Annotated in this window: 14 protein-coding genes; 5 read left to right on the forward strand and 9 right to left on the reverse strand. The window is 62.2% G+C overall.

The window, feature by feature from the left end; genetic code table 11:
* Positions 1-20: 20 nt before the first annotated feature.
* The 5 genes from CIB54_RS04725 to def all read right to left on the reverse strand — a co-directional run bounded on the left by CIB54_RS04725 (position 21) and on the right by def (position 4583).
* Entirely contained in the window at positions 21-332 is a 312-nt protein-coding gene (locus CIB54_RS04725; RefSeq protein WP_065953348.1) for a hypothetical protein, read from the reverse strand.
* 18 nt (positions 333-350) lie between these two features.
* On the reverse strand, positions 351-1724 hold the full coding sequence (gene trkA, locus CIB54_RS04730; RefSeq protein WP_065953349.1) for a Trk system potassium transporter TrkA: 1374 nt from the start codon (positions 1722-1724) through the stop codon (positions 351-353).
* A gap of 22 nt (positions 1725-1746) precedes the next feature.
* Positions 1747-3057, reverse strand: coding sequence for a 16S rRNA (cytosine(967)-C(5))-methyltransferase RsmB (rsmB, locus tag CIB54_RS04735; RefSeq protein ID WP_101218811.1), 1311 nt, complete (start codon positions 3055-3057; stop codon positions 1747-1749).
* Entirely contained in the window at positions 3054-4007 is a 954-nt protein-coding gene (gene fmt / locus CIB54_RS04740; RefSeq protein ID WP_101218813.1) for a methionyl-tRNA formyltransferase, read from the reverse strand. Before fmt ends, rsmB begins: the two co-directional genes overlap by 4 nt.
* Before the next feature lie 69 nt (positions 4008-4076).
* Positions 4077-4583, reverse strand: a complete 507-nt coding sequence (gene def, locus CIB54_RS04745; RefSeq protein WP_065953352.1) for a peptide deformylase — start codon at positions 4581-4583, stop codon at positions 4077-4079.
* A gap of 135 nt (positions 4584-4718) precedes the next feature.
* On the opposite strand from def, the gene CIB54_RS04750 reads away from it, so the two are divergent.
* The 3 genes from CIB54_RS04750 (at position 4719) to CIB54_RS04760 (ending at position 7278) form a co-directional block, all read left to right on the forward strand.
* Complete coding sequence (locus CIB54_RS04750) at positions 4719-5495, forward strand: peptidoglycan-binding protein (RefSeq protein ID WP_065953353.1); 777 nt, start codon at positions 4719-4721, stop codon at positions 5493-5495.
* A gap of 63 nt (positions 5496-5558) precedes the next feature.
* Entirely contained in the window at positions 5559-6662 is a 1104-nt protein-coding gene (gene dprA, locus CIB54_RS04755) for a DNA-processing protein DprA (protein ID WP_101218815.1), read from the forward strand.
* A gap of 58 nt (positions 6663-6720) precedes the next feature.
* On the forward strand, positions 6721-7278 hold the full coding sequence (locus CIB54_RS04760; RefSeq protein WP_101218817.1) for an L-threonylcarbamoyladenylate synthase type 1 TsaC: 558 nt from the start codon (positions 6721-6723) through the stop codon (positions 7276-7278).
* Between the two features lie 104 nt (positions 7279-7382).
* On the opposite strand, the gene CIB54_RS04765 is transcribed toward CIB54_RS04760, so the two are convergent.
* On the reverse strand, positions 7383-8360 hold the full coding sequence (locus CIB54_RS04765) for a quinone oxidoreductase family protein (RefSeq protein ID WP_101218819.1): 978 nt from the start codon (positions 8358-8360) through the stop codon (positions 7383-7385).
* A gap of 159 nt (positions 8361-8519) precedes the next feature.
* Between CIB54_RS04765 and hemF the strand changes: the two genes are divergently transcribed.
* Positions 8520-9452 carry an oxygen-dependent coproporphyrinogen oxidase gene (gene hemF, locus CIB54_RS04770; RefSeq protein ID WP_065953356.1) on the forward strand — a complete coding sequence of 311 codons (933 nt, stop codon included), beginning with the start codon at positions 8520-8522 and terminating at the stop codon, positions 9450-9452.
* Positions 9452-10270 carry a shikimate dehydrogenase gene (gene aroE / locus CIB54_RS04775; RefSeq protein WP_101218821.1) on the forward strand — a complete coding sequence of 273 codons (819 nt, stop codon included), beginning with the start codon at positions 9452-9454 and terminating at the stop codon, positions 10268-10270. The genes hemF and aroE overlap by 1 nt, the downstream gene beginning before the upstream one ends.
* Positions 10271-10323: 53 nt before the next feature.
* Here the strand turns inward: aroE and CIB54_RS04780 are convergent, their stop codons facing one another.
* From CIB54_RS04780 to betC, 3 genes are all read right to left on the reverse strand, one after another.
* Complete coding sequence (locus CIB54_RS04780; RefSeq protein ID WP_101218823.1) at positions 10324-11892, reverse strand: SulP family inorganic anion transporter; 1569 nt, start codon at positions 11890-11892, stop codon at positions 10324-10326.
* A gap of 98 nt (positions 11893-11990) precedes the next feature.
* Positions 11991-12905 carry a choline ABC transporter substrate-binding protein gene (gene choX / locus CIB54_RS04785; protein ID WP_065953359.1) on the reverse strand — a complete coding sequence of 305 codons (915 nt, stop codon included), beginning with the start codon at positions 12903-12905 and terminating at the stop codon, positions 11991-11993.
* A gap of 16 nt (positions 12906-12921) precedes the next feature.
* Positions 12922-14436 (reverse strand): choline-sulfatase, encoded by a 1515-nt coding sequence (betC, locus tag CIB54_RS04790; protein ID WP_065953360.1) that lies wholly within the window; start codon positions 14434-14436, stop codon positions 12922-12924.
* Between the last annotated feature and the right edge of the window lie 28 nt (positions 14437-14464).

Consider the following 14464-nt stretch of genomic DNA (forward strand, 5'->3'; position numbering starts at 1 on the left):
CTCCCACATTTGGGTTCTGCTCAGGTCTGGCGGTCGAGTTTCTTCAGGAATACCGTCATCTCTTTTTCGGCCTGTTTGTCGCCATGGGCCTGGGCCGCCTCGATGCCTCTCTCCCACGCGTATCGTGCGCCAGCGTTATCATCCTGCCCCAACTGCGCCTTGCCCAACAACTTCCAGGCCGCCGAATACTTAGGGTCGAACTCGACACATTTCTGTAGGTGCTGCGCCGCCTTGGCGTTGTCCTTCAGGTCTAGATAACCCTTGCCCAGCCCAAACCGCAGCAGCGAATTATCCACGCCCTTGGCGAGCATTTTTTCCAGGGATTCGAGCATGTCGGTCACTCCGTTTGATCAGAAAAAGCTCAAGCCCACGTGGAACAGCTTCTCCACGTCGCGGATATGTTTCTTGTCCACCAGGAACAAGATCACATGGTCACCGGTGGCGATGACCGTATCGTCGTGGGCGATGATCACTTCTTCATCGCGAATGATCGCGCCAATGGTGGTGCCCGGCGGCAAGCCGATATCGCGGATGGCCCTGCCGATGACCTTGCTCGATTTGGAGTCGCCATGGGCAATCGCCTCGATAGCCTCCGCCGCGCCACGGCGCAGGGAGTGCACGCTGACGATGTCGCCACGGCGCACGTGAGCGAGCAACGTGCCGATGGTTGCCAATTGCGGACTGATGGCGATGTCGATATCGCCGCCCTGGATCAGGTCGACATAGGCCGGGTTGTTGATGATGGTCATCACCTTCTTCGCCCCCAGCCGCTTGGCCAGCAGCGAGGACATGATGTTGGCCTCGTCGTCGTTGGTCAGCGCCAGGAAGATATCGGCATCGGCGATGTTTTCTTCCATCAGCAGGTCGCGGTCCGAGGCACTGCCCTGCAGCACCACGGTGCTGTCGAGCGTGTCGGACAAGTGCCGGCAGCGCGTGGGGCTCATCTCGATGATCTTCACCTGGTAGCGACTTTCGATGGCCTCCGCCAAGCGCTCACCGATCTGCCCGCCGCCGGCGATGACGATGCGTTTATAGGTCTCGTCGAGCCGGCGCATTTCGCTCATTACCGCACGAATATTCGCCTTGGCCGCGATGAAAAACACTTCGTCATCGGCTTCGATCACGGTGTCGCCCTGGGGCAGGATGGGCCGGTCACGCCGGAAAATCGCGGCGACGCGGGTTTCCACATTCGGCATGTGTTCGCGCAATTGACGCAATTGCTGACCCACCAGCGGCCCGCCGTAGTAGGCCTTCACCGCGACCAGTTGCGCCTTGCCCTCGGCGAAGTCGATCACCTGCAAGGCACCCGGAATTTCAATCAGGCGCTTGATGTAGTGCGTAACCACCTGTTCCGGACTGATCAGCACGTCCACCGGAATGGCATCGTTATCGAACAGGCCGGCGCGGGTCAGGTAGGCGGCTTCGCGCACACGGGCGATCTTGGTCGGGGTGTGGAACAGCGTGTGGGCGACCTGGCAGGCGACCATGTTGGTCTCGTCGCTGTTGGTGACCGCGACGAGCATGTCGGCATCGTCGGCACCGGCTTGGCGCAGCACAGTCGGGAACGACGCACGGCCCTGCACCGTGCGGATGTCCAGGCGGTCGCCCAGATTGCGCAGGCGCTCTGCGTCAGTATCGACCACGGTGATGTCGTTGGCTTCGCTGGCCAAATGTTCAGCCAGCGTGCCACCGACCTGCCCTGCCCCGAGGATGATGATTTTCATCCGGTCACTCCCTTAAAACCATTCAGCCGCGCGCGGCGGCGATCTTGATCAGTTTGGCGTAGTAGAAGCCATCATGCCCGCCTTCCTGCGCAAGCAATTGGCGACCGTGCAGTTGCTTGATGCCGGCCGTGGTCGCGAGGTCCAGTTCCCGTGCGCCGCTGGTGCGGGCGAGGAAGGCTTCGATAACCTCGGTATTCTCGGTGGGCAAGGTGGAGCAGGTGGCGTAAAGCAGAATGCCGCCGACTTCCAGGGTGGGCCACAGCGCGTCCAGTAGTTCGCCTTGCAACACGGCCAGGGCGGCGATGTCGTCGGGTTGGCGCGTCAGCTTGATATCCGGGTGGCGGCGGATCACGCCGGTGGCCGAACAGGGCGCATCCAGCAGGATGCGCTGGAACGGTTTGCCGTCCCACCAGGTGGCGGTGTCGCGGCCGTCGGCGGCGATCAATTCGGCGCTCAAACCCAGGCGTGCGAGGTTTTCCCGTACGCGCACCAGACGCTTGGCTTCCAGGTCGACCGCTACCACACCGCCCAGGTCCTTTTCGACTTCCAGGATGTGACAGGTCTTGCCGCCAGGCGCGCAGCAGGCGTCCAAGACGCGTTGGCCGGGTGCCAGGTCGAGCAGGTCGGCGGCCAGTTGTGCGGCTTCGTCCTGCACGCTGATCCAGCCCTCGGCAAAGCCCGGCAGGCTGCGCACGTCTGTGGCAGCCTGGAGCACGATACCGTCGATGCTGTACACGCACGGCGCGGCGTCGATGCCCGCTTCGCTGAGCAATTGCAGGTAGGCGTCGCGGCTGTGATGCCGGCGGTTGACCCGCAGGATCATCGGCGGATGGGCATTGTTCGCCGCGCAAATGGCTTCCCATTGCTGCGGCCAGAACGCCTTCAGGGATTTTTGCAGCCAGCGCGGATGCGCGGTGCGCACCACCGGGTCATGTTCCAGCTCGGCCAACAGCCCTTCGCTTTCGCGCTGGGCGCGGCGCAACACGGCATTGAGCAAGGCCTTGGCCCAGGGTTTTTTCAGTTTGTCGGCGCAACCCACCGTCTCACCAATGGCGGCATGGGCCGGTACGCGGGTATAGAGCAGTTGATAGAGACCGACCAGCAGCAGCGCTTCAACATCGGCATCAGCTGCCTTGAACGGTTTTTGCAACAACTTGGCCGCCAACGCCGACAACCTTGGCTGCCAACGCGCCGTGCCAAACGCCAGGTCCTGAGTGAAACCGCGATCACGGTCTTCGACCTTGTCCAACTGCACAGGCAGTGAACTGTTCAGCGAAGCCTTGCCGTTGAGTACGGCGGCGAGCGCCTTGGCGGCGGCCAGACGTGGGTTCATTGAGCGCTCACCCCGAGGATCGTGCCCGGAGCGAATTGCTCCCGGCGGCTGTTGAACAGGTCGCTGAAATTCAGCGCCTTGCCACCGGGCAGTTGCAGACGTGTCAGGCACAACGCCTGTTCACCGCAGGCGACCAGCAGGCCGTCCTTGCTGGCGCCGATGATTTCTCCGGGCGCGCCTTCACCGTCGGCCAGGGTGGCAGCCAGCACTTTCAAGGCTTCGCCGTTGAGCGTGCTGTGGCAGACAGGCCATGGGTTGAACGCACGCACCAGGCGCTCAAGCTCCACGGCCGGGCGGCTCCAGTCAATGCGGGCTTCGTCTTTGTTCAGTTTGTGCGCGTAGGTGGCCAGGCTGTCGTCCTGCACATCGCCTTCCAGGGTGCCCGCAGCAAGCCCGGCGATGGCCTGGATGACGGCGGGCGGGCCCATTTCAGCCAGACGGTCGTGCAGGCTGCCGCCGGTGTCCTCGGCGGTGATCGGCGTGGTGACTTTGAGCAGCATCGGGCCGGTGTCCAGCCCTGCTTCCATGCGCATGACCGTCACGCCGCTTTCGCTGTCGCCTGCTTGCACGGCGCGCTGGATCGGCGCCGCTCCGCGCCAGCGTGGCAGCAACGAAGCGTGGCTGTTGATGCAGCCCAGGTGTGGGATATCGAGTACGGCCTGAGGCAGGATCAAGCCGTAGGCGACGACCACCAGCAGGTCCGGCTTGAGCGCGGCCAGTTCCGCCTGGGCATCCGCATTGCGCAGGGTCGGTGGTTGCAGCACGGCGATACTGTGCTCGAGCGCCAGTTGCTTGACCGGGCTGGGCATCAGTTTTTGCCCGCGCCCGGCCGGGCGATCCGGCTGGGTGTACACCGCGACGATTTCATAGGGGCTGGCAAGCAGCGCCTTGAGGTGTTCGGCGGCAAATTCGGGTGTACCGGCAAAAACAATGCGCAGTGGCTCGGTCATCGGAGTTCTCGGTTAAAAGCAGTCACAAAAGAAAAAGGCTTGCCGCAGCAAGCCTTTGGAAGGAGGGCATCAAGCTTGCTGGCGATGCTTTTTTTCCAGCTTCTTCTTGATCCGGTCACGTTTGAGCGTGGACAGGTAATCGACAAACAGCTTGCCGTTGAGGTGGTCGCACTCGTGCTGGATGCACACCGCCAACAGGCCTTCGGCAATCAACTCGAACGGCTTGCCGTCGCGGTCCAGAGCCTTGATCTTCACGCGCAATGGGCGTTCGACGTTCTCGTAGAACTCCGGCACCGACAGGCAACCTTCCTGGTATTCGCCCATCTCGTCGGTCAGCGCTTCGAACTCGGGGTTGATGTACACCCGGGGTTCGCTGCGATCTTCGGACAGGTCCATGACCACGACGCGCAGATGCACGTTGACCTGGGTCGCGGCGAGGCCGATGCCCGGAGCTTCATACATTGTTTCAAACATGTCATCGACCAACTGACGAACCTTGTCGTCCACTACGGCCACCGGCTTGGCGATCGTGCGCAGGCGCGAGTCGGGAAATTCGAGGATGTTCAAAATAGCCATAAGCGTAATTGCTGCACATGTGAGGTAGAGGCAAATCGGCGGTGGGATGGACCCAGGCAGCCGGTGTGAAACGTTCGAAAGCCGCGAAGGCTATGGCGTTTCACGCGAACGCACATAATAAAGGAGATTGACCCCATGAGGAAATCGCTACTCGTCTTGCTGCTATGGGCCCCGCTGGCCATGGCGCTGATTCCACAGCCCGGCCAGCGCCTGGACCCTGTCACGCAAAAGGCGATACAGAGCTTCTTGCTGCACAATCGCCTGCTCGATTCCCCCAAGGACCTGGACAACGCACCCTATATCGTCGCCGCCGAGGCCGGACGCGTGCTGGGCGCCAATGGCGAGCGCGTCTACGCCAGGGGCAGTCTGGACCCGACCCAGCCGAATTACGGGATCTTCCGCCGAGGCAGGGTCTATACCGACCCCGACACCCGGGAACTGCTTGGAATCAATGCCGACGACATCGGCACCGCGCGTTTTTTGCTGACCGATGATCTCACCACCCTGGCCGTGCAAAGGGTTACCCAGGAAGTGCGTCCAGGCGACCGTTTGCTTCGCGCCGAACCTGGCGTCAGCCTGGCCGATCTGAAAACGGCTGCCCATGCACCCTTCGTTGAGGGTCACATCATCGATATCCCCAAGGGCGTCACGCAAATCGGCGTGCTGGATGCGGTGACCTTGAACAAGGGGCGCCGGGACGGCGTAGTCGAAGGCCAATTGCTCACGGTGATCAGGGCTGGCGCCTCGGTACGCGATGCGCTTACAGGTGCCCCGACCCGACTCCCGGATGTGCGTGCTGGCACCCTGCTGGTATTTCGCACCTATGAAAAACTCAGCTACGCCCTGGTTCTCAGCGCGTCCCGCCCGTTGGCGGTCATGGATCGTTTCGAGACTGACGATCAATCGCAATAAATAGCCTGCTAAATAAGTTACCAACAGAGTTATCCACAGCTTGTTCCGATCAAGGATGATCAGATGTTTCCGATAAACAGCACTCAGATTTCCCCGGCAGAGCTGGAAGCCCGGCTACGCTTGCACAGGTTGCCGGAACTGGGCCCCAGGCGTTTTCACCGGTTGATCAAGGCGTTCGGCTCTGCGTCCAAAGCCATCAGTGCACCTGCCAGTGCCTGGCGTGCGCTCGGGTTGCCGGCGGTCAGTGCCGATGCCCGGCGCAGTCCGGATATTCGCGATGGGGCCAGTGCGGCATTGGCCTGGCTGGCCCGTCCGGGCCAGCATTTACTGATGTGGGACCAGCCCGATTACCCTGCGCTGCTAGGCCAGATTGAGGGTGCTCCGCCGCTGTTATTCGTTGCCGGCGACCCCACGCTGCTGGAAAAACCGCAGTTGGCCGTAGTGGGCAGTCGTCGTGCCTCCCGCCCCGGCATGGACACCGCCGCCGCCTTTTCCCGCAGCCTGGCAAGCGCCGGTTTCGTCATCACCAGCGGCCTTGCGTTGGGTATCGATGGTGCGGCCCATCAGGCGGCATTGGACGTGGGCGGTCATACCATCGGTGTACTCGGCACCGGCCTGGAAAAACTTTATCCACAGCGCCACAAGACGCTCGCCGCCACCATGATCGCCCAGGGCAGCGCCGTGGTTTCCGAGTTTCCACTGGACGCGCCACCCCAGGCCGGTAACTTTCCACGGCGCAATCGTATTATCAGCGGTTTGTCCCTGGGCGTTTTGGTGGTGGAAGCCAGCATCGCCAGCGGTTCGCTTATTACCGCACGGCTGGCGGCGGAACAAGGGCGCGAGGTGTACGCCATTCCGGGTTCCATCCATCATCCGGCGGCCAAGGGCTGTCATCAGTTGATCCGCGATGGCGCGGTGCTGGTGGAAACCATCGAGCATATTCTTGAAGGCTTGCGCGGTTGGCAGGCATTGTCACGCCCGGCCCCGGTGCCGGTTGTGCATCCACTGGTGGCCCTGTTGCATGCGGCCCCGCATACCAGCGAAGCCCTGGCGCTTGCCAGTGGACGGCCGCTGGCCCAGGTGCTGGCGAGCCTTACCGAGCTGGAACTCGAAGGCCAGGTGATCTGTGAAAGTGGGCGCTGGCTTGCGCGTGGCGAGCGGTTGTAGCTGGGTTTTGCAACGAAGATCGGTAAACTGCCCAGAGCTTTAGTTCGGAGAGTAAACAATGGTCAACAGGTGGCGTGTGCTGGAAGCCGCACGAGAAATTCGCGCTGGTGCGGTGATTGCCTATCCGACCGAAGCGGTCTGGGGCCTGGGCTGCGACCCGTGGAATGAAGCAGCGGTGGACCGGTTGCTGGCGATCAAGAATCGCTCAGTGGATAAGGGCCTGATCCTGGTGGCCGATAATATTCGCCAGTTCGACTTCCTGTTCGAAGACTTTCCCGACACCTGGATCGAGCGCATGGCCAGCACCTGGCCTGGGCCGAATACCTGGCTGGTGCCCCATCAGGACTTGCTGCCGGAATGGGTCACGGGTGTGCATGACACCGTGGCGCTGCGGGTCAGTGACCATCCGCTGGTACGGGATTTGTGCGCCCAGGTCGGGCCGTTGATTTCCACGTCGGCCAACCCCCAGGGCCGCCCGGCCGCGCGTACGCGGATTCGGGTGGAGAAGTATTTCCGGGGGCAGGTGGACCTTGTGTTGGGCGGCGCCCTGGGGGGGCGCAAGAACCCGAGCCTGATCCGTGACCTGGCGACGGGGGATGTGGTGCGGCCTTCCTGAGACCGAGTCGCGCCTATCGGGGGCAAGCCCCCTCCCACATTTGATTGGTGTTCGTCGTGACACCTCGGTCAAGGGTGGGAGGGGGCTTGCCCCCGATGACTTGCTTAAGGCAGCAGAATGGTCGAGCCGGTCGTGCGCCGCGCCGACAACTCGGTCTGCGCTTTGGCCGCATCCGCCAGTGCATAGCGCTGGTTGATATCAATGCGCACCTTGCCGCTCTTGATCATCGAGAACAGGTCATCGGCCATCGCCTGCAAATCCTTCGCATTGCTCGCGTAGGTCGCCAGCGTCGGCCGGGTGACATACAGCGACCCCTTCGCCGACAGAATCCCCAGGTTCACCCCATCCACCGCGCCCGACGCATTCCCGAAACTCACCACCAAGCCACGCGGTGCCACGCTGTCCAGCGACGTCAGCCAAGTGTCCTTGCCAACGCCGTCATACACCACCGGCACCTTTTTACCGTCAGTCAGTTCCAGCACGCGCTGTGCGACATCTTCCTTGCTGTAATCAATGGTCTCCCAGGCGCCGAGGGATTTGGCCAGGGCGGCTTTCTCCGGTGAGCTCACCGTGCCGATCAACTTGACGCCCAGCGCCTTGGCCCATTGGCAAGCCAGGGAGCCCACACCGCCTGCGGCGGCGTGGAACAGAATGGTTTCGCCGCCCTTCAACTCATAGGTCTGGCGTAAGAGGTACTGCACGGTCAGGCCCTTGAGCATGGCACCGGCGGCCTGTTCGAAGCTGATCTCGTCCGGCAGATGCACCAGATTGGCGGCGGGCAACACGTGCAGCTGGCTGTAGGCGCCGAGCGGGCCGCTGCCATAGGCCACGCGGTCGCCGACCTTGAATTGGCTGACTTCACTGCCCACGGCATCGACCACACCGGCGCCTTCGGCCCCCAGTCCCGAGGGCAAGGACGGTGGCGCGTAGAGGCCGCTGCGAAAATAAGTGTCGATGAAGTTCAGGCCAATGGCTTCGTTGCGCACCCGAACCTGCTGTGGGCCTGGCTCCGCTGGTGTGTAGTCCACATACTCGAGCACGTCGGGGCCGCCGTGGGCGCTGAACTGGATACGTTTGGCCATCTACCTTCTCCTTGGGTCGAATAAACGAAGGCTCCTATCGGACTCCTAAGCTTGATCTTCGTCAACTGCGACGACACGGGGTGGGGTGGTATCCTGTGCGCCCATTTGCCGCCGACGCCCAATGGCCTCGCGTAGCTTTGCCCGATTCAAGGTGATGCCATGACTACTCGCACCGAGGCTGTAAAAGCCTACCTGCTCGACCTGCAAGACCGCATTTGCAGCGCCCTGGAAACCTTCGAAACGGACACGCGCTTTATCGAAGACGCCTGGACCCGGCCTGCGGGTGGTGGCGGTCGCACCCGTGTGATTGAGAACGGGTCGGTCATCGAAAAAGGCGGCGTCAACTTTTCCCACGTGTTTGGCAGCGGCTTGCCACCGTCCGCCAGTGCGCATCGCCCTGAACTGGCCGGGCGCGGCTTCGAGGCGCTGGGCGTGTCGCTGGTGATCCATCCCCACAACCCGCACGTGCCGACTTCCCACGCCAATGTGCGCTTTTTCATTGCCGAAAAAGAAGGCGAAGAGCCGGTGTGGTGGTTTGGCGGCGGCTTTGACCTGACGCCCTATTACGGCAACGACGAAGACTGCATCCACTGGCATCGCGTGGCCGAGCAGGCCTGTGCGCCGTTCGGTGCGGACGTTTACCCGCGTTATAAAGCCTGGTGCGACACCTATTTCCATATCAAGCACCGCAACGAGCCGCGTGGCATCGGCGGCCTGTTTTTCGATGACTTGAACGAATGGGGCTTCGACACCTGCTTTGCCTTCATCCGCGCCATCGGTGATGCCTACATCGACGCCTACCTGCCGATCATGCAGCGCCGCAAGGCGATGGCTTACACCGAACAGCAGCGCCAGTTCCAGGAGTTCCGCCGGGGCCGCTACGTTGAGTTCAACCTCGTCTATGACCGTGGCACCCTGTTCGGCCTGCAGTCGGGCGGGCGTACCGAGTCGATCCTGATGTCGCTGCCGCCGCAGGTGCGCTGGAGCTACGACTGGAAAGCCGAAGCCGGCAGCGAAGAAGCGCGCCTTACCGACTATTTTCTGCAAGACCGCGACTGGCTCGGCCTGGCTGCGCCCAAGGTGGTGGTGTGATGGATCGCTATGTCGTCTTCGGCAACCCCATCGGCCACAGCAAATCACCGTTGATTCACCGCCTGTTCGCCGAGCAGACCGGCGAGCAGATGGACTACAGCACGTTGCTCGCGCCGCTGGAGGATTTCATCGGCTGCGCCCGTGAATTCTTTCAACATGGCCGTGGGGCGAATGTCACCGTGCCGTTCAAGGAAGACGCTTTCCGGCTGGCCGACACGCTCACCGAACGCGCCCAACGCGCCGGCGCGGTGAATACCCTGAGCAAGCTGGCCGATGGCACGTTGATCGGTGACAACACTGACGGCGCAGGCCTGGTGCGCGACCTCAAGGTCAACGCCGGGCTGGACCTGCAAGGCAAGCGCATCCTGTTGCTGGGCGCCGGTGGCGCGGTACGCGGCGTGTTGGAGCCGTTGCTGGCCGAGAAGCCCGCCTCGCTGATCATTGCCAACCGCACCGTGGAAAAAGCCGAAGGGCTGGCCGAGCTGTTCGACGACCTGGGGCCGGTGTCCGCCAGTGGTTTCGATTGGCTGCGTGAGCCGGTGGACGTGATTATCAACGCCACGTCCGCCAGCTTGTCAGGCGACGTACCGCCGATTGCGGGCAGTTTGATCGAACCGGGCAAGACGTTCTGCTACGACATGATGTACGCCAAGGAGCCGACCGCCTTCTGTCGCTGGGCCGATGAGCAAGGTGCAGCGGTAGCGATGGATGGCCTGGGCATGCTGGTTGAACAGGCGGCGCAGGCCTTCTTCCTGTGGCGCGGCGTTCGCCCGGAGTCGGCGCCGGTACTGGCCGAGCTGCGCCGCCAGTTGGCCTGACATACATCCAACTGTGGGAGGGGGCTTGCCTCCTCCCACAGTTTTGACCGTATTCAGTCCTCGAAATGGATGGGGCACCTGTCTGGCCCCTCCAGCTTTTTCAACTCATCCACCACCTGCGGCCGAGCCCCGCGCAATCTCAGGCTACGCCCCAACCCCGCCAGCCGCCGCGCTTCCTGGTGCAGCATCTCCACCCCGGAATAGTCGATAAAGTTGATCTGCTGGGCCTCGATCACCACCCGCTCGCCCTGCAAACGTTGCAGGCGCACCTGCAGGTAGTGGCTGGCGCCAAAAAAGATCGAGCCACCCACGCGCAAGACATCCTCGTCGCCGTCGCGCCATTGCTGCACCCGGGGTTGCGAGGTGCGCTTGAGGTAGAAAAACAGCGACGCGAGTACCCCGGCATAAATCGCCGTTTGCAGTTCTAGAAGCAAGGTAGCGACACACGTCAGCGCCATCACCACGAATTCGGCGCGGCTCACGCGCAACAACGCCCGAATGCCTCGGTGGTCCACCAGCCCCCAGCAGATCAACAGGATACTTGCCGCCATGCTCGGGATCGGGATGTGGGCGATCAACCCTGCGCCATACAGCGCGAACAGCGCCACCCAGAGTGCGGAAAACACGCCGGCCAATGGCGAGCGGGCACCCGCCTCATAACTGAGGCCGGAACGGGTGAAGGAGCCTGCCGACAAATACCCGGAGAAAAACCCGCCGACGATATTGGATAAACCCTGGGCGCGAACTTCCTGATTCGCGTCGAGCAGTTGCTGCGAACGGGCCGACAATGAACGGGCAATAGACAGGCTGGTCACCAGTCCCAGCATGCCCACCGCCACCGCGCTCGGCAGCAGGCGCAGGATCGTATCCAGGTCCATTGGCAACGGGCGCAAGGGTGGCAGCTTGCCGATGAACGAACTGACCAGCGCCACATGCCCGAACAGCGCCGGCCACAGCCACGTGGCCAGGCTGCCCAGGGCCAGGGCGATCAACAGGCTCGGCCAGCGTGGCATCAGGTATTTGAGCAGCGCGCCCACCAGCAAGGTACTCATGCCCAGGGCAAGCGAGGCGTGATCCCACTCGCCGGCATGCTCGAGCAGCGCCAGCAGGCTGTTGATCGCGGTGGCCTGGCTCGGCAGGTCCAGCCCCAGCAGGTTGGGCAACTGACCGAGGGCGATGACCACTGCGGCACCCAAGGTGAAACCAAGCACCACGGAATGGGAGACGAAATTCACCAGCGCGCCGAAGCGCAGCAGACCCAGCAACCACTGGAACACGCCGGCCAGGACGGTCAGCAGCAGGATCAAGGTGATGTAATCCTGGGAACCCGGCACCGCCAGCGGGCTGATGCTGGCGTAGAGCACAATGGAAATTGCCGCTGTAGGACCGCAGATCAGGTGCCAGGACGAGCCCCACAGGCAAGCGATCAACACTGGAATAATGGCCGCGTACAGGCCGTACTCCGGTGGGAGCCCGGCAATCAGCGCGTAGGCAATCGATTGTGGCAGCGCGAGTACGGCGCCGCTGAGGCCGACGATGGCATCCCGGCCGACGCTGCCGCAGGTTTGGCGCGGGAGCCAATCGAGGAAAGGGAACAGGGTGTGGCGGTTGGGCCGGGGCATCGCAGGCTCGGATTCAAAGGTTGGGCTCAGGGTATCAGCACATGCTGATCCTTGTGGGAGGGGGCTTGCTCCCTCCCACATTTGGATCGTGGTGTGTCTTAGAGGTTGGCTTTTACCGCTGCCAACGCATCCTTGCCATCAACGGTTTTCACGCCATCGAGCCATTTGTCCAATACCGCCGGATTGGCCTTGATCCACGCCTTGGCTGCTTCGGCATTGCTGACCTTATTGTTGGCCACGTCAGCCATGATGCTGTTCTCCATCTCCTGGGTGAAACTCAGGTTGGTCAGCAGTTTGCCCACATTCGGACAGGCTTGCGCATAGCCCTTGCGGGTCAGGGTATAGACGCTGCCGGTGCTGCCAAAATACTGCTCGCCGCCTTTGAGGTAGTGCATTTTCAGCTGCACGTTCATGGGGTGCGGCGTCCAGCCGAGGAAGGTGACGAAGCGCTGTTTCTTCACCGCTCGCGAGACTTCGGCGAGCATCGCCTGTTCACTCGACTCCACCAGCTTCCACTGGCCGAGATCAAAGTCATTCTTCTTGATGATCTCCTGCAGCGAGATATTCGCCGGCGCGCCGGAGCCGATGCCGTAGATCTTCTTGCCGAACTGGTCGGCGAATTTATTCAGATCGGCAAAATCATGCACACCCGCGTCCCACACGTAGTCCGGTACGGCAAGGGTGAACTCGGTGCCGTCGAGGTTCTTCGCCAGCTGTACGACATCGCCATTGGCCACGAACTTGTCATAGAAGCCCTGCTGCGCCGGCATCCAGTTGCCCAGGAACACGTCAACCTGACCATCCTTGAGCCCGCCAAAGGTAATCGGCACGGCGAGGGTGTCGACCTTGGGCTTGTAGCCCATGCCGGTCAGCAGAAAACCGGTGATGGCGTTGGTCGCCGCAATGTCGCTCCAGCCGGGATCGGCCATTTTTACCGTTTCACAGCTGGGGTCCGCGTATGCATTGGCGCTGCTCAACGCCAGCATGCCCAGCACTACCGTTAACTTTTGCATGGCCTTCCCTCTGTATTTACTGGTTTTGGCAGGGTTGTGGATAACGTGCCTTGCGCTCCAGGTCGTCGAGGTCGATATGGTTGCGCATGTACTGCTGACTGGCGTCCACCAGTGGCTGGTGATCCCAGCTCTTGAGCTTGCCCTGGGACAGTGCCTGGAATACCAGGCGACGGCGGCGTTGGCTGGCGAGCACCTGTTGGTGGATCGCCGGGATGTCCCATTTGGCCCGCGCCTCAGCCAAAAACGCCTCGAACAGTGGCCGGTGTTCAGGTGACTGACCGAGGTTCTCCCGCTCGTGCGGGTCGTTGTGTACATCGAACAGTAGACAAGGGTCGTCTTCGCTGTAGATGAATTTGTAGGCGCCCCGGCGAATCATCATCAGCGGGCTGATGGTGCCTTCGGCCATGTATTCGCCAAACACTTCGTCGTGCCCGCCCTCGCCTTGCAGGTGCGCCAGCAACGAACGGCCATCCAGGGGCAGGCGCGGGTCCAGCTCGCCGCCGGCCAACTCTACCAGGGTGGGCAACAGGTCGGCGGTCGAGACGGCCTGGCACACACGGTGCGCCGCAAATTGCCCCGGCGCACTGACCAACAGCGGCACGCGGGCGGCCATTTCGAACCAGTGCATTTTGTACCAGAGGCCGCGTTCGCCCAGCATGTCGCCGTGATCGCCGGAGAAGATGATGATGGTGTCATCGGCCAGCCCGGTGTCTTCCAGGGTTTGCAGCAGCTTGCCAACATTGCTGTCGATGTAGCTGCACGCGCCGAAATAGGCACGGCGTGCATCGCGGATCTTATCCACAGGCAGCGGCTTGTCCCACAGGTCGTAGACCTTGAGCAAACGCTGGGAGTGCGGGTCGAGATCGCCCTGTGCCGGTGTTTCAGGCAGTGGGATGTCGTTGTCGTCGTACAGGTCCCAGAACGGTTTGGGAATGGTGTAGGGGTCATGGGGATGGGTCATCGACACGGTCAGGCAGAACGGCTGCGCGCCGTCCGCGCGGACATGATCGAACAGATATTGCTGGGCCTTGAACACCACTTCTTCGTCGAAATCCAGCTGGTTGGTGCGCACACATGGCCCGGCTTGCAGCACCGAGGCCATGTTGTGATACCAGGTGGGGCGTACATCCGGTTCGTCCCAGTTCACCGCCCAACCATAGTCGGCCGGGTAGATGTCGCTGGTCAGGCGCTCCTCATAGCCGTGCAACTGGTCGGGACCGCAGAAATGCATCTTGCCCGACAGCGCCGTGCGGTAGCCGAGGCGACGCAGGTAGTGGGCGTAGGTGGGCACATCAGCGGGGAAATCTGCCGCGTTGTCATAGGCGCCAATCTTGCTCGGCAGCTGGCCGCTGACCAACGTAAAGCGCGAAGGCGCGCACAGCGGGCTGTTGCAGTAGGCCGCGTCGAAGACCACGCCCTGCTCGGCGAGGCGGCTCAGGTTCGGCAGCTTGATCGGGGAAGGTCCGTAGAACGGCAGCAGCGGCGCGGCCATTTGATCGGCCATGATGAAAAGAATGTTCTTGCGCTTCATGGTTTCTCGGCATTCCATAGGCGGTGTT

It is taken from the genome of Pseudomonas fluorescens (assembly GCF_002837185.1).
Lineage (GTDB): Bacteria > Pseudomonadota > Gammaproteobacteria > Pseudomonadales > Pseudomonadaceae > Aquipseudomonas > Aquipseudomonas fluorescens_AM.